A 19,021-nucleotide genomic window follows, 5' to 3' on the forward strand; every position below is an offset into this window, starting at 1 on the left:
GAGTCCTCTTGTGCTTCGTCCGGGATGTTGTTCGACAATCGAACACCCCTCGAGCACTGAGCACAGCACAGCTGGTTTTCCCAGCGCCCGTGCGTCCATTCGATTACAGGTTTGCTCCGACAAAAATCCACTGCCTGGATGTGTTTGGAGAGCCCGTGATGACGATAAAACTAAAAAACACTACGAACCTGAGTGATTCGGCCCAAGTCGATCAGCAATCGGTTCAGCCGTTTACCCGCTCGCAAAAAATCTATGTTCAGGGCTCTCGCCCGGACATCCTCGTGCCGATGCGCGAAATCAGCCTTGATGTGACCCCGACCGACTTCGGCGGCGAAATCAACGCGCCGGTGGTGGTGTACGACACCTCGGGCCCCTACACCGACCCCAACGTCATCATCGACGTGCGCAAAGGCTTGGCTGATGTGCGTTCGCCGTGGATCGAATCCCGTGGCGACACCGAGCGTCTGCCGGGTTTGAGTTCCAACTTCGGCCAGGAACGTCTCGCCGATGCGGAGCTGACCAAGCTGCGTTTCGCCCACGTGAACAACCCGCGCCGCGCCAAGGCCGGTGCCAACGTCAGCCAGATGCACTACGCCCGCAAAGGCATCATCACCGCCGAGATGGAATACGTCGCCATCCGCGAAAACATGAAGCTCGAAGTGGCCCGCGCCGCTGGGCTGCTGGACCAGCAACACGCCGGTCACAGCTTCGGCGCCAGCGTGCCGAAAATCATCACTCCCGAATTTGTCCGTGACGAGATCGCCCGCGGTCGCGCAATCATTCCGGCCAACATCAACCACACCGAACTGGAACCGATGATCATCGGCCGTAACTTCCTGGTGAAGATCAACGGCAACATCGGCAACAGCGCTTTGGGTTCGTCCATCGAAGAAGAAGTGGCGAAACTGACCTGGGGCATTCGCTGGGGTTCGGACACGGTCATGGACTTGTCCACCGGCAAACACATTCACGAAACCCGCGAGTGGATCATCCGTAATTCGCCGGTGCCGATCGGTACGGTGCCGATTTATCAGGCCCTGGAAAAAGTCGGCGGCGCTGCCGAAGACCTGACCTGGGAGCTGTTCCGCGACACGCTGATCGAACAGGCCGAGCAGGGCGTCGACTACTTCACCATCCACGCCGGCGTGCTGCTGCGCTACGTGCCGCTGACCGCCAAACGCGTGACGGGCATCGTTTCCCGTGGCGGTTCGATCATGGCCAAGTGGTGCCTGGCGCATCACAAAGAAAACTTCCTCTACACCCATTTCGAAGACATCTGCGAAATCATGAAGGCCTACGACGTCAGCTTCTCGCTGGGCGATGGCCTGCGTCCGGGCTCGATTGCCGATGCCAACGACGCCGCACAATTCGGTGAACTGGAAACCCTCGGCGAGCTGACCAAAATCGCCTGGAAGCACGACGTGCAGTGCATGATCGAAGGCCCGGGCCACGTGCCGATGCAGTTGATCAAAGAGAACATGGACAAGCAGCTTGAGTGCTGCGACGAGGCGCCGTTCTACACCCTCGGCCCGCTGACCACTGACATCGCGCCAGGTTACGACCACATCACCTCCGGCATTGGTGCGGCGATGATCGGTTGGTTCGGTTGCGCCATGCTCTGCTACGTGACGCCGAAGGAACACTTGGGTCTGCCGAACAAGGATGACGTGAAGACCGGGATCATCACCTACAAGATCGCCGCGCATGCCGCCGATCTGGCAAAAGGGCATCCGGGCGCGCAGATCCGCGACAATGCCTTGAGCAAGGCGCGATTCGAATTCCGTTGGGAAGACCAGTTCAACCTGGGCCTTGATCCGGACACTGCTCGTTCGTATCACGATGAGACCCTGCCGAAGGATTCGGCCAAGGTCGCGCACTTCTGCTCCATGTGCGGGCCGAAATTCTGTTCGATGAAGATCACTCAGGAAGTTCGCGAATACGCGGCCAACCAGCGCATCGAAACCGTCGATGCCGAAGTCGCCCAGGGATTGGCGGAACAGGCCGAGCGGTTCAAACAGGAAGGCAGTCAGCTGTACAAGAAGGTTTGATCTGACCTGAAAGGGTGGGGCCTGCACAGGCCCCATCGCCAGCAGGCTGGCTCCCACATGGAATTTGTGGTGTTCACAAGTCCCCTGTGGGAGCCAGCCTGCTGGCGATAGCGATCAAACAACAACAAATGTCCCTCTGAGATAACACCCTTGAGCATTCAACCCAGCACTTATTCCCCTGATATCGCGGTGCCCACAGACAAACGTGTCTTCGGCGGCCGCGATCTGTTTTCCCTGTGGTTCTCCCTCGGCATTGGCCTGATGGTCCTGCAGACCGGTGCATTGCTCGCACCAGGTCTGGGCCTGTCCGGCTCGTTGCTGGCCATCTTCCTCGGCACGCTGGTTGGCGTTCTGCTGCTGGCCGCGGTCGGCGTGATCGGCAGCGACACCGGCCTGTCATCGATGACCGCGCTCAAACTCAGCCTCGGTGCAAAAGGCGCGAGCCTGCCGGCTGTGCTGAACTTGCTGCAACTGATCGGTTGGGGCTCGTTCGAAATCATCGTTATGCGCGACGCCGCCAGCCTGCTCGGCGCGCGGGCGTTCAGCGAAGGCAGTCTGATGTCCAATCCATTGCTCTGGACCGTGTTCTTTGGTGGTTTGGCGACCTTGCTGGCCGTCAGTGGTCCGCTAACATTCGTGCGGCAGATCCTGCGCAAGTGGGGCATCTGGTTGCTGCTGGCTGCGTGCATCTGGCTGACCTGGAACCTGTTCGCCAAGGCTGATCTGGCCGCGTTGTGGGCGCAGGCCGGTGATGGTTCGATGCCGTTCGCCGTGGGCTTCGACATTGCCATCGCTATGCCGCTGTCGTGGTTGCCGCTGATTGCCGACTACTCGCGTTTCGGCAAGCGTGCCAAAAACGTATTCGGCGGCACGGCGCTGGGCTTCTTTATCGGTAACTTCTGGCTGATGAGTCTCGGCGTGGCCTACACCCTGGCGTTCGCGCCGAGCGGTGAAGTGAATGCCTTGCTGTTGGCATTGGCCGGTGCCGGTCTGGGGATTCCGCTACTGCTGATCCTGCTGGATGAGTCGGAAAATGCCTTTGCCGATATTCACTCGGCAGCGGTGTCCAGCGGGATTCTGTTGCGCTTGAAAGTCGAGCATCTGGCCTTGGCCATCGGCGTGATCTGCACACTGATCGCGTGCCTGGCGCCATTGGCCCAGTATCAAAACTTCCTGCTGTTGATCGGTTCGGTGTTTGCGCCGCTGTTCGGCGTGGTGCTGGTGGATCACTTCATCCTGCGCAAACGCAGTGCTCGCGTGGCGTCAGCCGCATTGCGCTGGCCGGCGTTGCTTGCCTGGTTGGGCGGGGTAAGCACCTATCATTTGCTGGCTAATCTGTATCCGGACATCGGCGCAACCCTGCCGTCACTGATTCTGGCAGGGCTGCTGCAGCTGGTGCTGGGTCGGGCCTTCAGTTACGGCCAGGAAACAGCTCGGGCTTGATAATGCCGTTCAGGCGGGGGTAAGGGATCTTCAGTTCGACGTGACCCAGCGCGTAAGGCGCGATGGTGCTCACTTCGTACTTGAGGATCACCCCGCCGTACGTCAGCGCCACGTTCTGGGTTTTGACGAAGGGCCAGCTCTTCACGAACTCTGGCTCCTGGTCGAGCTTGGTGCTGATCAGCCAACTGTTGTGCGCCACCTGCGCGGCTTTCCAGAACGCCTCTTCCTGCCCGGGCACCAACATGTCCGACAGCGTCAGCACTTTGTGTTGCTGGCGTGAATAGTTGATGAAGCTGCGGCCCGGTGTGCCATGGGCGCCGCCGGTGTCCAGGTAGCTGGAGAATTCAACGATCACCAAGCCGTCATGCTGCTCACGTACCTTGGCTTGCAGATAACTGCTGTTACGCGGGCCGGCACTGCTCAAAAACTGCTCGCGATACGCTGCCAGCGTCGGCGCAACCGGGGCATCGGGCGAGGTGCGGGTCAATTGCAGCAGGCGTTTTTCGACGATGCCGTCCAACTGCGGTTCGGCGGGGAAGCGCAGCGTATCGATGTTCACCAGCGGGCAGTCAGGTGTTGTGCAACCCGGTTTCAGCTGTTCGGAAGCGTCGCGGGTGGTTTCCAGCGGCGTCCGGTAGTTGGGTTGGAACAAACTCTGGCAGGCGCCCAGGGTCAGGGCGATTGCGGCCACGGAGGCGATTTTAAAAAGCGACATGGGCGTCCTTCATAAAACAGGGAAAGGCAAAAAGTTATCCGCTTCGACTCTCAACGAAGCAGTCAGTTCGCCACTAAGCTAATTAGAGTTGGTTTCACCCTCACCGTCTATCCCGCTGACTGTAAAGGGGCTGCATCAAACGTCGCGGGCGCGTTAGGATGGCGCGAAGTCGAGGTTGCAAGTAACAAAAAGGAGCCTCGTAACGGATTTGCAGTAAAGAGGATTGTCATGACTGATTTTGCCAACGCCATTCCGACCGCCGTTGATATCGTTCGGCGCGAAAAGTGCTACGAGGGCTTCTACAAGCTCGATCGTGTGCACTTGCGCCACGAATTGTTTGCCGGTGGCATGAGTCGCGAGATCAATCGTGAAGTGTTCGTTCGCCACGATGCAGTGTGCGTGCTGCCGTACGATCCGCAGCGCGATGAAGTGGTGTTGATCGAGCAGTTTCGTGTAGGCGCCATGGGCAAGACCGACAATCCATGGCTGATCGAACTGGTCGCCGGTCTGATCGACAAGGATGAGGTGCCGGAAGAAGTTGCTCACCGCGAAGCGCAGGAGGAAGCTGGGCTTGTGTTCGGGGCGCTCTGGCCGATGACCAAATACTTTCCATCGCCGGGCGGCAGTAATGAATTCGTACACCTTTACCTGGGGCGTTGCGAAACGACCGGGGTCGGCGGCCTGCATGGGCTGGAGGAAGAAGCAGAAGATATCCGCGTCACGGTCTGGGCGTTTGAAGATGCCCTGCAGGCCGTACGCGACGGACGAATTGCCAACGCGGCCAGCATCATTGCCTTGCAATGGTTAGCTTTGAACCGCGCTGAAGTGAGGGGGTTATGGTCGTAAACAAACTGCGCGATCGCTATCGGGTCGACCTCGTGGGGCTGCAAGCCTCCTGCGAGGCCAACTACGCGCGCCTGATGCGACTGCTACCGGACATGCGCAACGAGCCGGCGGCGCGGCGCATTGCCGTGACCCACGGCGACCAGATGCTCGGCGTACTGGCCCTCGAAGTGCTACAGGTCTGCCCATACACCACAACCCTGCAAGTGCGCCAGGAACACAGCCTGCCGTGGCTGCCGGTGCCGCAACTGGAAGTTCAGGTCTATCACGACGCGTGCATGGCCGAAGTCGTCAGTGCCGAACATGCACGACGCTTTCGCGGCATCTATCCTTACCCGAATGCCTCAATGCATCAGCCGGACGAAAAGGCCCAGCTGAATATGTTTCTGGGCGAATGGCTGAGCCATTGCCTGGCCTGCGGACATGAGTACGCGGTCGTTCGATAGATGTGAACTGCGTCAGGTTCACAGGTTTCCCCTTTTGATCGTCCCCCAGCATAATTGCGGCACTCATCCAATCCCGTGATTCAGCCTTGGGAGAACGCCTTGCCGAGCGTATCCACATTGACCACCGCCGATTCGGCGTTGCTGGTGCAACTTTCCGACAGTCATCTGTTTGCCGAGACGGACGGGACGTTGTTGGGCATGAATACCCGTGACAGCCTGCAAAAAGTCATCGAGCTGGTGCGGCTTCAGCAGCCGCAGATCGACCTGATTATTGCCAGTGGCGATCTTTCTCAGGACGGGACGCTGGAGTCCTATCAGCAGTTTCGCGAGATGACGCGACAGCTCGATGCGCCGGCGCGCTGGATTCCCGGTAATCATGATGAGCCGCGGATCATGGCGGAGGCAGCGGTGCAGAGTACGTTGCTGGAGCCGGTGGTGGATGTCGGTAATTGGCGCGTCACGTTGCTGGATTCGGCCGTACCGGGTTCGGTGCCGGGGTATTTGCAGGATGAGCAGCTACAGTTGCTGGCCCGTTCGTTGAGTGAGGCGCCGGAGCGGCATCATCTGGTGTGCTTCCATCATCATCCGGTATCGATCGGGTGTGCGTGGATGGAGCCCATTGGATTGCGCAATCCAGACGCTTTGTTTGCCGTGCTGGATCGGTTTCCGCAGGTGCGCGCTGTTTTATGGGGGCATGTGCATCAAGAGATCGACCAGGTTCGCAATGGCGTGCGGCTGATTGCCTCGCCTTCGACGTGTATTCAGTTCGAACCGGGCAGTGATGATTTCAAGGTCAGTGACCAGGCGCCGGGGTATCGCTGGTTGCGGCTGTTGCCGGATGGCCGGATCGAAACTGGCGTGGAGCGCGTTACCGGGTTCGACTTCCAGGTGGATTACGGCTCCAACGGCTACTGACACAACCCCTGTAGGAGCTGTCGAGTGCAACGAGGCTGCGATCTTTTGATCTTGCTTTTAAAAAACAAAGTCAAAAGATCGCAGCCTCGTTGCACTCGACAGCTCCTACAGGGATCGCATTCATCAGCACCCAACGCGCACGAGTCCCTGTAAACTGCGCCTCTTTACCCGACGCACAGGGAGCTCAAATGTCTGGTTCGATCCTTTATATCCACGGTTTCAACAGCGCGCCTTCGTCTAAAAAGGCCACGCAGTTGGTACAAGTAATGGAACGTCTGGGCTTGAGCGATCAGTTGCGCGTCCCGGCCTTGCATCACCATCCGCGTGAGGCCATCGGTCAGCTAAACAAGGCGATTGAGGAGCTTGGGCGGCCACTGCTGGTCGGCAGCTCACTCGGCGGCTACTATGCGACTCACTTGGCCGAGCGCCATGGCCTCAAGGCCCTGTTGATCAACCCTGCCGTCAGTCCGCACCGGATGTTCGACGGGTATCTGGGGACGCAGAAAAACCTGTATACCGATGAGGCCTGGGAATTGACCCACGACCACGTGACGGCCCTGGCCGAGCTGGAAGTGCCGGCGCCCCAGGACCCGCAGCGGTATCAGGTGTGGTTGCAGACCGGCGATGAAACGCTGGACTACCGCCTCGCCCAGCAGTACTACCGGGCCTGTGCCTTGCGCATCCAGGCCGGCGGCGACCATAGCTTCCAGGGTTTTGCCGAGCAATTGCCGGCAATGCTGAGTTTTGCCGGCATCGGCGCAGATTTGTATCAGGCGATCGATTTCACAGCACTGTGAATCGTCGCCTCTTTTTCACCGAACATTTGACGACGAGACCCCATGGCCACTCCCAGCGCTAGCTCTTATAACGCAGACGCCATCGAAGTCCTCTCGGGCCTCGACCCGGTGCGCAAACGCCCCGGCATGTACACCGACACCAGTCGGCCGAACCACCTCGCCCAGGAAGTCATCGACAACAGCGTCGACGAAGCCTTGGCCGGGCACGCGACCTCGGTGCAGGTCATCCTGCACGCCGATCACTCCCTGGAAGTCAGCGATGACGGCCGCGGCATGCCGGTGGATATTCACGCCGAAGAAGGCGTGTCGGGCGTCGAGCTGATCCTCACCAAGCTCCATGCGGGCGGCAAGTTTTCCAACAAGAACTACCAGTTCTCCGGCGGTCTGCACGGGGTGGGTATTTCCGTGGTCAACGCCTTGTCGAACGAAGTCCGGGTGCGCGTAAAGCGTGACGGCAACGAATACCAGATGACCTTCGCCGACGGTTACAAGAAAACCGAGCTGGAAATCATTGGTACCGTCGGCAAGCGCAACACGGGTACCAGCGTATTCTTCGCGCCGGACCCGAAATACTTCGATTCGCCGAAATTCTCCATCAGCCGCCTCAAGCACGTGCTCAAGGCCAAGGCCGTTCTGTGCCCGGGGCTGCTGGTCAGTTTTGAAGACAAGGCCACCGGCGAGAAAGTCGAATGGCATTACGAAGACGGCTTGCGTTCCTACCTGGTGGATGCGGTCAACGGCTTCGAACGTCTGCCGGACGAGCCGTTCTGCGGCAGCCTGGCCGGTAACAAGGAAGCGGTCGATTGGGCGCTGCTGTGGTTGCCGGAAGGTGGCGACAGCGTTCAGGAAAGCTACGTCAACCTGATCCCGACGGCGCAGGGCGGTACCCACGTCAACGGTCTGCGTCAGGGCTTGCTCGATGCGATGCGCGAGTTCTGCGAATTCCGCAGCCTGCTGCCACGCGGCGTGAAGCTGGCGCCGGAAGACGTTTGGGAACGCATCGCTTTCGTGCTGTCGATGAAGATGCAAGAGCCGCAATTCTCGGGCCAGACCAAAGAGCGTCTGTCGTCCCGTGAAGCGGCTGCGTTCGTTTCCGGTGTGGTCAAGGACGCGTTCAGCCTGTGGCTCAACGCCAACCCGGAAACCGGCATGTTGTTGGCGGAACTGGCGATCAACAATGCCGGCCGTCGTCTGAAGGCCAGCAAGAAGGTCGAGCGCAAGCGCATCACGGCGGGGCCGGCACTGCCGGGCAAACTCGCCGACTGCGCCGGGCAGGACCCGATGCGTTCCGAGCTGTTCCTGGTGGAAGGTGATTCCGCCGGTGGTTCGGCCAAGCAGGCGCGGGATAAAGAATTTCAAGCGATCCTGCCGTTGCGCGGCAAGATTCTGAACACCTGGGAAGTCGACGGCAGCGAAGTGCTGGCCAGCCAGGAAGTGCACAACATCGCCGTGGCTATCGGCGTCGATCCAGGTTCGGCGGACATCGCTCAGCTGCGTTACGGCAAGATCTGCATCCTCGCCGACGCCGACTCCGACGGTCTGCACATCGCCACCTTGCTGTGCGCGTTGTTCGTCCAGCATTTCCGCCCGCTGGTGGATGCCGGTCACGTCTACGTCGCGATGCCGCCGTTGTACCGTATCGACCTGGGTAAAGAGATTTACTACGCCCTGGACGAAGCCGAGCGCGATGGCATCCTCGATCGTCTGGTGGCCGAGAAGAAACGCGGCAAGCCGCAGGTCACACGATTCAAAGGTCTGGGTGAAATGAATCCGCCGCAGCTGCGCGAAACCACCATGGACCCGAACACTCGGCGTCTGGTGCAGCTGACGCTGGACGATTTCGAAGCGACCTCGGAAATGATGGACATGCTGCTGGCGAAGAAGCGCGCCGGTGACCGCAAATCCTGGCTGGAATCCAAAGGCAACCTGGCCGAGGTTCTTGGCTGATGCGGGTTGGCTTTGCCTTGGCGTGTGCGTTACTTCTGACCTCGGTTTCGGTGTTTGCCGAACCGGTGCCGGAACTGCGCCTGTTGTCCGAGCATCCCGTTGACGGTATGCGCGGCGGCAACCTGTCCGGGCTGGCCCAGTGCGGCAAGGATATGTGGACGGTGTCGGATCGCGACGACGATCAGATTTACCGGCTCGATACCCGCGAAAGGGTATGGCAAGCCGAAACCGTGGGCATCGGCGTGCCGCCGGTGCCAGACAGCGGTTTGCCCTGGGGCTTGCGTTCGCGAACCTGGGTGGCGTCGTTTGTCCGTGGCGGGGATCTGGATTTTGAAGGCATCACCTGCGACAGCGCCGGTAATCGCTACATCGTCAGCGAATCCCATGCTGCGATTCTGCAAGTGCCACCCGTTGGGCCATCGTCCTGGCTGAAGATCTCGCCGATTCTGATTCGCGAAGCCCGGGCCAGCGGAATGCTGCTGCACTTCAATGCGTTGTTCGAGGGCCTGGTGATCAATCCGGCGGGCGATCAATTGTGGCTCGCCGCCGAGCGTCAAAGCCGTGGATTGTTGCTGATCAAGCGCAAACAAACGGTATGGGATTGCGATGGTGGCTGTGTGTTGCTGAGCGAAGCCGGGAAAGAAATGCAGCCGGCGCAGTTTCCCCGAGCCAAAGCAGTGTCCCGAGACTTTGCCGACCTGTCGCTGTTCAACGGCAAGCTGTTTACCCTTGAGCGCAACGCTTACCAGATCTGCCGCCGTGATTCGGTGACGGCCAAGGTCGAGCGCTGCTGGTCGTTTGCCGATGAAGCCTTGCAGGCGCATCGCCGCTATTCAAATCCTTACGGCCTGACCGAAGCGTTGATTGTTGATGCCGAGGGCGCGTGGATTGGCACCGACAACAACAACGATGCCCGCGCCGATGGCGAGGAACGTCCCATCGTCTGGCGCTTTGCCGCGCCTGAAGGCGGCTGGAGCGCCAAGCCGTGAGCCAGCAAACGCCGGGAAAACGCGCCGGTCGGGTATTTATGGTGCTGGCCTGGTGCGCGGCGCTGTTTCTGGCGACGCGGTTTTTCGGCCAGTGGGAGGCGCGTCAGCAGAACCCCAACACCGTCGTCAGCTCTGAGCAGGGCGAAGGTTTTATCGAAGTGAAACTGGCCAGCAACACACAGGGTCACTTCGTCGCCAGCGGCCAGATCAACGGCCAGCCGGTGGATTTCATGCTCGATACCGGGGCGACCGACGTGTCGATCCCGGCGGAAATGGCTGAACGGCTAAAACTGGAAAAAGGCTTCGGGGTGACCCTGAGCACGGCCAACGGTCGCACCCAGGGTTACCGAACCCGCATCGACCGGCTGCAACTGGGCGACATTGTGCTGCGTGATGTGCGCGCCCTCGTCGTGCCAGGCCTGGATGGCAAGCAAGTGCTGCTCGGTATGAGCGCGCTGAACAAACTTGAATTTACCCAGCGCGGTGGCACCATGCTGCTGCGCCAGACAACGAACCGATGAGGCCCGCATGAGCGACTCCCTTGATCTCAGCCTGGACGGTGTAGAACGCCGGTCACTGGCTGACTTCACCGAAAATGCCTACCTCAACTACTCCATGTACGTGATCATGGACCGTGCCTTGCCGCATATCGGCGACGGCCTGAAACCGGTACAGCGGCGCATCATCTACGCGATGAGCGAGTTGGGGCTGGACGCCGATTCCAAGCACAAAAAATCGGCGCGTACCGTCGGTGACGTGCTCGGTAAATTCCACCCGCACGGCGATTCGGCCTGCTACGAAGCCATGGTCCTGATGGCCCAGCCGTTCAGCTACCGCTACACGCTGGTCGACGGCCAGGGTAACTGGGGTGCGCCGGATGATCCCAAGTCCTTCGCCGCCATGCGTTACACCGAGGCGCGGCTGTCGCGTTATTCCGAAGTGCTGCTCAGCGAACTGGGCCAGGGCACAGCGGACTGGGGCCCGAACTTCGACGGCACCCTCGACGAGCCGCTGGTGTTGCCGGCGCGTTTGCCGAACATCCTGCTCAACGGCACCACCGGCATCGCCGTGGGCATGGCCACCGACGTACCGCCGCACAACCTGCGCGAAGTCGCCACGGCGTGCGTGCGTTTGCTCGATGAGCCCAAAGCCACGGTCGAACAGCTCTGCGAACACATCCAGGGCCCGGATTACCCGACCGAAGCAGAAATCATCACGCCCCGCGCCGACCTACTGAAAATGTACGAAACCGGCAAGGGCTCGGTGCGCATGCGCGCTGTTTACCATATCGAAGACGGCGACATCATCGTCACCGCACTGCCGCATCAGGTATCCGGCGCGAAGGTGCTGGAACAGATCGCCGCCATGATGCAGGCCAAGCCGTCCAAGGCCCCGCAGATCGCTGACCTGCGAGACGAATCCGACCACGAAAACCCGTGCCGGATCGTGATTATTCCGGGCGCACGCAAAAACTTTGACCACGATGCATTGATGACCCACCTGTTCGCCAGCACCGAGCTAGAGTCGAGCTATCGGGTCAACATCAACATCATCGGCCTCGATGGCAAGCCGCAGCTGAAAAACCTGCGTGCGCTGTTGGTCGAGTGGCTGGAATTCCGGGTCCAGACTGTGCGTCGTCGCCTGCAATTCCGCCTGGACAAGGTCGAGCGTCGCCTGCACCTGTTGGACGGTTTGTTGATCGCTTACCTCAACCTGGATGAAGTGATTCACATCATCCGCACTGAGGAGCATCCGAAAGCCGCACTGATCGCGCGTTTCGCCCTGAGCGAAATCCAGGCCGACTACATCCTCGACACCCGTCTGCGTCAGTTGGCGCGACTGGAAGAAATGAAGCTGCGTGCCGAGCAGGATGAATTGCTCAAGGAACAGGCCAAGCTGCAAGCCCTGCTGGGCAGCGAAGCCAAACTGAAAAAGCTGGTGCGCACCGAACTGATCAAGGACGCCGAAACTTACGGCGACGACCGTCGCTCGCCAATCGTTGAGCGCGCCGAAGCCAAGGCCCTGACCGAGCACGATCTGCTGCCGAACGAGAAAGTGACCGTCGTCCTGTCGGAAAAAGGCTGGGTTCGTTCCGCCAAAGGTCACGAAATCGACGCCACCGGGCTTTCCTACAAGGCCGGGGATGGTTTCAAGGCCTTGGCGCCCGGCCGCTCCAACCAGTTTGCGGTGTTTATTGACTCCACCGGTCGCAGCTATTCGGTGGCTGCGCACACGCTGCCATCGGCCCGTGGCCAAGGCGAACCGCTGACCGGTCGTCTGACGCCGCCACCAGGGGCGAGCTTCGAGTGCGTGCTGATGCCGGAAGACGATTCGCTGTACGTGATCGCCTCCGACGCCGGTTATGGTTTCGTGGTCAAGGGTGAAGACCTGCAAGCCAAGAACAAGGCCGGCAAGGCGCTGTTGAGTCTGCCGAACAACGCCAAGGTGATTCTGCCGCGCCCAGTGGCTGATCGTGAGCAAAACTGGCTGGCCTCGGTGACCACCGAAGGTCGCCTGCTGATCTTCAAGATCAGCGATCTGCCACAATTAGGTAAGGGCAAAGGCAACAAGATCATCGGGATCTCTGGTGAGCGTGTCGCCAGTCGCGAAGAATATGTCACGGACATCGCCGTATTGCCGGATGGCGCCACATTGGTGTTGCAGGCCGGAAAACGTACCTTGTCACTGAAAGCAGACGACCTCGAACACTACAAAGGTGAGCGTGGACGTCGTGGTAACAAACTGCCACGTGGCTTTCAGAGGGTAGATGCGCTGCTCGTCGAAAACCTCAATTAAGCGTCCTAGAGCGCTCGATCTACGATTTAACGCGTAGATCGACGCTTTGGCGCTGGAGTCGGAACGCATATTCACGGATGATATGGCCTTTCAAGCGCCGGCGTGGCCGAGCGTTCTTCATATTTATTGAGTATTTTCACTGTGGTTAGCCTTGTGGCAACCACCTGGATGGGACGATGACTGCTCTGCGCCTTCCTTTTATTTTGATGCTCGCTGGCGTTCTTGGCCTGGCGGGTTGCAGCGTTCACCAACCGGTGTCGCTTTATCAGCTGGACAGCGGAAGTCCGGCTCAGCCTGCGCAAAGCGCGGGCATGGCTGTATTGCTGGGTCCGGTAACGGTAGCCGATTATCTGCAACGCGAAACGTTGTTGCAGCGACAGCCGGATGGCAGCCTGCAAGCGTCGGCTGATGGTCGTTGGGCGGGCAGCCTGTCGTCGGATATCGATCAGCTGCTGCTGCGTCAGGTCGCCGGTCATCTGGACAGCCAGCGCGTGGTGCTGGCGCCAGCGACAGTGGGCTTCACGCCGGATGTGCAGGTTCTTCTGACGATTACTCGCCTGGACTCGGGTGAGGCGCAACCGGCGATTCTTGATGCGCAATGGCGTCTGATCGACCGTCGTGGCCAGGTTCGTGATAACCGCATCATTCACCTGCAGGAGCAGCATGCCGGTGGCACGGCGGCTCAGGTTCAGGCTCAGGGTGTGTTGCTGCAGCGTCTGGCCGAGCAACTGTCGACGGCGCTCAAGCCGCTGGCCAATCAGCCGCCGATTGCCGAAGCGCCAAAAAAACCGGCTGCCAAGCCTGTGGCGCCTGCGGCAGAACAGGATAAGCAACCAAAGATCCCGATGGCTTCGCCAATCCGGACCGATATGGAAGTGTTCAGGTTCTAAGCCTGGATTGATCCAAGAACAAAGCCCGCCATGTGCGGGCTTTGTTGTTTCTGCAGGTTGGAGATCTTCGGTGCTGCGGAAGGCCTCATCGCGAGCAGGCTCGCTCCCACAGGGATCTTCTGTGGACGCATCCTCTGTGAGCATCGATATCCCCTGTGGGAGCGAGCCTGCTCGCGATGAGGCCAGAACAGCCAATAAAAAGCCCGCAGACAATCACTCATCTGCGGGCCTCTTTACAGCGGGGGCTAAGGCTTACGCCCGGCGCTCATGCATCCGCGCCAGTTGCCGCTCGAGCATCGACGGATAAGGCTCCATCAGTCGCTCTACGCAACAAGCGCCTTCCGGGCTTGCGATCGGTCGGATCCGCGCGCGCTGGCGGATCAGCGCGTCGTCACCGATCTTGCGCTCCACCAGCAGCAGGTTACGGCTGTGTTGCGACAGGGCCAGCGCATCCTGAGCGGTTTCGGTCAGCAGCAGATCAATCTGGCTCAGGCCGAACAGCTCGTCACCCAGGGTCAGGCCCAATTGCAATTGCAAGGTGATGCCACTGTCGGCGACTTCGATCTGCAACTGATGGCCCAGAGCCCGCAACAACTCACCGCAGCAGATGGCGTTGGTCAGGTAGTCGTCGCCGCTGTCTTCGGTGTGGAACAGCATCAGCGTGCTGCCATCGTTCAGGGTGTGCAGCTCACTCTGGTAGAGCGAGGCGGCCTGATCGAGGCAGTCGCGATAGCGTTTGAGCAGTTCTTCCAGTCGTGTGCGGGGCAGACGACGCAGCTGATCCTGAGCGCCCAGTTGCACGGCCAGTACCGCGCTGTGCTGCGGCACGTTCGATATTTTCGGTTTTACTACCGGTTTCGGCGCGGTCGAAGCTGATTCATCACGCAGGTCGGCAAATGCATCGTCGTCATCATCGTCTTCAACGGTGCTGACAATGCGCCGTGGCGCAGGTTTGAGGCCGGCCACCGGCTTGGTTTCATCGAAACTTGGGTCACGCAGATTGCGCATTTCGAAGGTTGGCTCGTTATCGTCCGAGTCTTCGTAGTCGCTTTCGTCGTATTCAGGCTCGGGAGCGGGTTCCGGCTCGGCGGGCTCTGGCGCGAAGTCGGCGTGCAGCTGGCGGGCCAGATCGCCGATCTCATCCTGACGCTCGGTGGCCGGGGTGTATTCGTCGATATGGCGCAGCCACACCCGCAATTGCAGCAACGGCGTGGAGATGTGCCGACCCAGGCGCAGGCTCAAGGCCAGGGACAGGGCCAGCAGAATCGCGCTCAAAATGCCCATGCTTTGCAGGCTGATGGTCATCGGCTGCTGGAACTGATCCATGTCCAGGCTGATGCGCAGTTGCCCGGCGGTCACATCCTGGAAAGTGATCTTGCTCTGGTACATGCCTTCGGCTTCGCCCAGCAGGCTATGCTTGGGGCGCTGACCGGCTTCGGCGAGGATGCGGTTATCCACGCTGTAGATGGCAGCGTGAGCCACCAGCTTGTTTTTGGTCAGGTTGTTGAGCAGTACGTTGAGGCTGAGGATGTCGTTGGACACCAGCAGCTCCGTGGCGGACGTGGCAGTCTGCGTGGTCAGGCTCTCGCCCAGGGCATCCGCCTGCTCGTGCATGGCCTGCTTGAACTGCAAACCCATCACGCAGGCATAGATCACCAGGGCCAGAGCGACCAGGATCACGTTATGGCTGGCGATGCGCAATGCAATCGGTACACGGCGATGGCGCAGTGCACGGAAGATCAGCAGAAAGAAGTTATCGGTTTTTACTGGCGTGGGCCGGTTCACTTGAGCTCGGCTCTTTTGTCCGTGAAGTTGACGCGCAGTATAGCGACAGGCCCTAGACCGGCAAAGCGCTCACGGTGCCCGATGGTCACTGAATGTGGGTAGAATGCGGTTTTTTTCCACTTGCGGGGGTGCGCCTTGCGCGAAATCGTCCTGATAAACATCACGGGAGTCGACCGTCCGGGTCTGACTGCGGCCATTACCGGCGTTCTGGCCCAGGGTGGTGTGAACATTCTCGACATCGGTCAGGCGGTGATTCACGACACCTTGTCGTTCGGCATCCTGGTTGAAATTCCTGACACCGAGCAAGGCAAGTCGGTGCTCAAGGACATCCTGTTCACGGCGTATAAGCTCGATCAGCAGGTGCGTTTCACGCCGGTGTCCGAAGAGGATTACCAGCAGTGGGTCGGCAATCAGGGCAAGAAACGCCACATCGTGACCCTGCTGACCCGCAAAGTGACCGCCGGGCAATTGCAGGCCGTGAGTTCGATCACCGCGAAATATGGCTTGAACATCGACCACATCGATCGTCTGTCCGGGCGCATGCCGCTGGACACCCCGTCCGATCAGGGCAAGGGCTGCATTGAGTTTTCCGTACGTGGGGAAGCGGCTGATCCGCAAGCGCTGCGGGCCGAATTCCTCAGCGTCGCGCAGGAACTGAACGTCGACATCGCCTTCCAGGAGGATTCGCTGTTCCGCCGTAACCGCCGTCTGGCGGTGTTCGACATGGACTCGACGCTGATCGAAGCCGAAGTGATCGACGAACTGGCCAAGGCTGCCGGCGTGGGCGATCAGGTGTCTGCGATCACCGAGCGGGCGATGGCCGGCGAATTGGACTTCCGCGCCAGCTTCAAGGAGCGCCTGGCCTTGTTGAAAGGGCTGGATGTCAGCGTGCTGGATTCCATCGGCGCTTCCCTGCGTCTGACCGAAGGCGCCGAAACCCTGTTCGCCGAACTCAAGCGTCTGGGCTACAAAACCGCAATCCTGTCGGGCGGCTTCACCTACTTCGCCAAGCAATTGCAGGCCAAGTTGGGTATCGACTATGTGTTCGCCAACGAACTGGAAGTGGTCGACGGCAAGGTCACCGGTGTTGCGGTCGAGCCGATTGTTGATGCGCAACGCAAGGCGGATCTGCTGAAGGAACTGGCGCACAAGGAAGGTTTGCGTCTGGAGCAGACCATTGCGGTCGGCGACGGCGCCAACGATTTGCCGATGCTGGCGATTGCCGGGCTGGGCGTGGCTTTCCGCGCCAAACCGCTGGTCAAGCAGTCGGCGAAGCAGGCGATTTCTACCCTTGGGCTGGATGGCGTGCTGTATTTGCTGGGTTTCCGGGATCGCGACGGGCAGCTCTAAGAAAGATCAAAAGATCGCAGCCTGCGGCAGCTCCTACAAAGGAATATGCGTTTCCCTGTAGGAGCTGCCGCAGGCTGCGATCTTTTGCTTTTGTGGCACCCGGTTAAAGCGTTTTCCACAACAAATCAAAATCCTCCTCAGCGCCGCTCACCGCGGCGTTGTCGTTTCTGACGGCTTCCAGTGGGCGATAGGCGAACTGATTAAAGCTGTTGGTGCTCGCCACCCGCCGCTCCAGCCCGACCCGGCGTTCCTCTCCGTGGGTATTGATCATGACCTTGTTGCCCTCCTGAAAGGGCAGGCGCGGCGCGAGCAGAGTGGCCGGCAGGTCGATGGCGCCGATTTGCGGCAGCAACAGACCGCGAAGGTATTGGCTGTGGTCATCACGGGTGCGCACCAGTTGCAGGCCGCAAGGCTCGGCGAAGGGCGCAACCTGCTCGAGGCCCATCTGCATGCCACCGCCGCGCACCTGGCGGATCCAGCGCACCACCGCGATGCTCCAACCCTGACCGGCAGCGTCCTCGATGCCGACCATCTCACCTGCCTGTAATTCGGCAGGCACTGCGCCGGGCCAGGCCAGGCAGTAACCGCCGGGGCTGTGATTGATCACTGAAAGGACATGGGTCGGGAAGTGCTGATTGCGGTCGGCTGCTTCGTGGCTGTCGTCATTCTGAAGCTGCGGGTATTCGATCTCTTCGTAGGGCAATAGAGCGTCTGCATTGCCTTGGGGAGCGGCGTCGAAGGCCTGGTGCCATTGGTCCTTTTCCCGGCCGGTCACAGACGTTACCGAAAATTGTGCAGGCCGGGCGCCGGGGTTTTTCAGGATGTCGCTGAATGAGCGTTGCCCGCCCAGATAAAAGTGCAGCGCGCTCATGCCTATGCACAGGGTCAACGTGCCTTGGCCGACGGTGCGCTGGAAACTGCGCTCGGCCGTCTGGCCCCAGGCGGCATGAAGGTGTTGCAACGTATCCAGGCTTAACCCGGCTGGCACGGGCAGCGGTGATGAACTGTCGTTTTTTTGCAAATGAGCTTCAATCGCCGCGACCAACGGCTGCGGATCAATCCCCAACAAGCTCTCTTGCTGCTCGGCCCGGAACTTGGTGCGGTAACGCGGTCCGGTGTCGAGGTCTGGCACGACGGCAAACAGCCCGGTGGCCGGTTTCCCGGGTTGCAGCTTGATCCATTGGCTCCAGGGCTCCAGCACCTCGGCAACCCGGGCAATCTGGTGCTGGCGCAGTTGGTTGCAGCGTGAGGTGCCCAGCAGCAAGGCGACCACGTACGTCTGTTCGATGCTCAGGGCTTGCGTCTGGCTGGCCAGCTCATCGCGCAGGCTCGTGTGCTGGAGCCGATGCACGCAGGCGATCCGGTACAGCTGATGCAGCTCCAGCCACAGGCCTTCCGGCACCGGGCAATACAGTTCAGTAGAACGAATCAGCGGCCCGTTCAGGCAATGGATCGCCCGTTGCAGTGCCTGGGCCAGCAGTGGCGCACGGTCTTTGCTGAAGCGCGGCGTGATGCGCACGACGATCTGTTTATAGCCAATCGCCAAATGACTCTGCAGCGCCTGACAGAGGTTGGCGATCTTGCGCGAACGCTCGTCGAGGACAATCGCCTGATGCAAGAAATGCCGCTCAAGGTGTTTGCAGACGTAATACACCTCGGGCCGCAGTAGTTCGAGCAATTGCAGGCGATTGTCGCTGGGCGTGAGCAGCTGGTTGAGTTCGCTCAAGCCTTGATACAGCTGGCGAGCGGTTTCGCCGATGTTGGCTTTGGGCAGATTGGCGATCCAGCGCTTGAGATCACGCGGGGTGGCTTCACAGAACGACAGGCGCAACTGCGTCGGGATCGGGGCGCGTAGCAGGAGGTGGGGGCTGGTCTCATTCATGCCGTGGAAAAACTCCAACCGGGAAATGGGCAGTGAATGATCTGACTGTACCAGCTATGGATTTTTACCGTTTGTCTGTCAGTCGAGTGTCATCCGGGCGTACTACTAATCTGACACTCGTGCGACTGGATACGCACAGTCGTACGGCCTGCTGCCTACGCAGGGCAGGTCTCTT

15 protein-coding genes are annotated in these 19,021 nt (G+C 60.1%); 12 read left to right on the forward strand and 3 right to left on the reverse strand.

Going from position 1 to position 19,021, the window contains the following annotated elements; genetic code table 11:
• Positions 1-158 precede the first annotated feature (158 nt).
• On the forward strand, positions 159-2,048 hold the full coding sequence (thiC, locus tag ACA059_RS02380; RefSeq protein ID WP_416740561.1) for a phosphomethylpyrimidine synthase ThiC: 1,890 nt from the start codon (positions 159-161) through the stop codon (positions 2,046-2,048).
• 150 nt (positions 2,049-2,198) lie between these two features.
• Positions 2,199-3,491 carry a putative hydroxymethylpyrimidine transporter CytX gene (gene cytX / locus ACA059_RS02385; protein WP_497632586.1) on the forward strand — a complete coding sequence of 431 codons (1,293 nt, stop codon included), beginning with the start codon at positions 2,199-2,201 and terminating at the stop codon, positions 3,489-3,491.
• Here cytX and ACA059_RS02390 read toward each other — a convergent pair.
• Positions 3,460-4,206: an RsiV family protein gene (locus tag ACA059_RS02390; protein WP_497632588.1), complete on the reverse strand. Its 747-nt coding sequence runs from the start codon at positions 4,204-4,206 to the stop codon at positions 3,460-3,462. The two genes, cytX and ACA059_RS02390, sit on opposite strands and share 32 nt — an antisense overlap.
• 228 nt (positions 4,207-4,434) lie before the next feature.
• Between ACA059_RS02390 and ACA059_RS02395 the strand changes: the two genes are divergently transcribed.
• The 9 genes from ACA059_RS02395 (at position 4,435) to ACA059_RS02435 (ending at position 13,829) form a co-directional block, all read left to right on the forward strand.
• Positions 4,435-5,052 carry an NUDIX domain-containing protein gene (locus tag ACA059_RS02395; protein ID WP_497632589.1) on the forward strand — a complete coding sequence of 206 codons (618 nt, stop codon included), beginning with the start codon at positions 4,435-4,437 and terminating at the stop codon, positions 5,050-5,052.
• Positions 5,043-5,495, forward strand: a complete 453-nt coding sequence (locus ACA059_RS02400) for a DUF1249 domain-containing protein (RefSeq protein WP_497632590.1) — start codon at positions 5,043-5,045, stop codon at positions 5,493-5,495. The genes ACA059_RS02395 and ACA059_RS02400 overlap by 10 nt, the downstream gene beginning before the upstream one ends.
• Before the next feature lie 99 nt (positions 5,496-5,594).
• On the forward strand, positions 5,595-6,410 hold the full coding sequence (gene cpdA, locus ACA059_RS02405) for a 3',5'-cyclic-AMP phosphodiesterase (RefSeq protein ID WP_497632591.1): 816 nt from the start codon (positions 5,595-5,597) through the stop codon (positions 6,408-6,410).
• Positions 6,411-6,598: 188 nt separating this feature from the next.
• Positions 6,599-7,207, forward strand: coding sequence for a YqiA/YcfP family alpha/beta fold hydrolase (locus tag ACA059_RS02410; protein WP_008153348.1), 609 nt, complete (start codon positions 6,599-6,601; stop codon positions 7,205-7,207).
• Positions 7,208-7,249: 42 nt separating this feature from the next.
• Positions 7,250-9,154 (forward strand): DNA topoisomerase IV subunit B, encoded by a 1,905-nt coding sequence (gene parE, locus ACA059_RS02415; protein ID WP_046045699.1) that lies wholly within the window; start codon positions 7,250-7,252, stop codon positions 9,152-9,154.
• The gene (locus tag ACA059_RS02420) at positions 9,154-10,143 is read left to right on the forward strand and encodes an esterase-like activity of phytase family protein (protein WP_497632592.1); all 990 of its coding nucleotides are present in this window, start codon (positions 9,154-9,156) and stop codon (positions 10,141-10,143) included. Before parE ends, ACA059_RS02420 begins: the two co-directional genes overlap by 1 nt.
• On the forward strand, positions 10,140-10,664 hold the full coding sequence (locus tag ACA059_RS02425; protein WP_497632593.1) for a retropepsin-like aspartic protease family protein: 525 nt from the start codon (positions 10,140-10,142) through the stop codon (positions 10,662-10,664). Before ACA059_RS02420 ends, ACA059_RS02425 begins: the two co-directional genes overlap by 4 nt.
• 7 nt (positions 10,665-10,671) lie before the next feature.
• Positions 10,672-12,939, forward strand: coding sequence for a DNA topoisomerase IV subunit A (gene parC, locus ACA059_RS02430; protein ID WP_123369049.1), 2,268 nt, complete (start codon positions 10,672-10,674; stop codon positions 12,937-12,939).
• 176 nt (positions 12,940-13,115) lie between these two features.
• On the forward strand, positions 13,116-13,829 hold the full coding sequence (locus ACA059_RS02435) for a PqiC family protein (protein ID WP_497632594.1): 714 nt from the start codon (positions 13,116-13,118) through the stop codon (positions 13,827-13,829).
• 252 nt (positions 13,830-14,081) lie between these two features.
• On the opposite strand, the gene ACA059_RS02440 is transcribed toward ACA059_RS02435, so the two are convergent.
• Positions 14,082-15,614, reverse strand: a complete 1,533-nt coding sequence (locus ACA059_RS02440) for an AhpA/YtjB family protein (RefSeq protein WP_497632595.1) — start codon at positions 15,612-15,614, stop codon at positions 14,082-14,084.
• 135 nt (positions 15,615-15,749) lie between these two features.
• Between ACA059_RS02440 and serB the strand changes: the two genes are divergently transcribed.
• Positions 15,750-16,964 carry a phosphoserine phosphatase SerB gene (serB, locus tag ACA059_RS02445; protein ID WP_497632596.1) on the forward strand — a complete coding sequence of 405 codons (1,215 nt, stop codon included), beginning with the start codon at positions 15,750-15,752 and terminating at the stop codon, positions 16,962-16,964.
• A gap of 103 nt (positions 16,965-17,067) precedes the next feature.
• Here the strand turns inward: serB and ACA059_RS02450 are convergent, their stop codons facing one another.
• Positions 17,068-18,846 carry a cyclic-di-GMP receptor FimW-related protein gene (locus ACA059_RS02450; protein WP_497632597.1) on the reverse strand — a complete coding sequence of 593 codons (1,779 nt, stop codon included), beginning with the start codon at positions 18,844-18,846 and terminating at the stop codon, positions 17,068-17,070.
• Positions 18,847-19,021: the final 175 nt, after the last annotated feature.

It is taken from the genome of Pseudomonas sp. LBUM1647, from assembly GCF_059716175.1.

Coding starts and splice junctions, on each gene's coding strand:
- thiC (WP_416740561.1), top strand. CDS start 159: ATGACGATAAAACTAAAAAACACTACGAACCTGAGTGATTCGGCCCAA.
- ACA059_RS02450 (WP_497632597.1), bottom strand. CDS start 18,846: ATGAATGAGACCAGCCCCCACCTCCTGCTACGCGCCCCGATCCCGACG.
- parE (WP_046045699.1), top strand. CDS start 7,250: ATGGCCACTCCCAGCGCTAGCTCTTATAACGCAGACGCCATCGAAGTC.
- parC (WP_123369049.1), top strand. CDS start 10,672: ATGAGCGACTCCCTTGATCTCAGCCTGGACGGTGTAGAACGCCGGTCA.
- ACA059_RS02420 (WP_497632592.1), top strand. CDS start 9,154: ATGCGGGTTGGCTTTGCCTTGGCGTGTGCGTTACTTCTGACCTCGGTT.
- ACA059_RS02435 (WP_497632594.1), top strand. CDS start 13,116: ATGACTGCTCTGCGCCTTCCTTTTATTTTGATGCTCGCTGGCGTTCTT.
- ACA059_RS02410 (WP_008153348.1), top strand. CDS start 6,599: ATGTCTGGTTCGATCCTTTATATCCACGGTTTCAACAGCGCGCCTTCG.
- ACA059_RS02400 (WP_497632590.1), top strand. CDS start 5,043: ATGGTCGTAAACAAACTGCGCGATCGCTATCGGGTCGACCTCGTGGGG.
- ACA059_RS02390 (WP_497632588.1), bottom strand. CDS start 4,206: ATGTCGCTTTTTAAAATCGCCTCCGTGGCCGCAATCGCCCTGACCCTG.
- ACA059_RS02395 (WP_497632589.1), top strand. CDS start 4,435: ATGACTGATTTTGCCAACGCCATTCCGACCGCCGTTGATATCGTTCGG.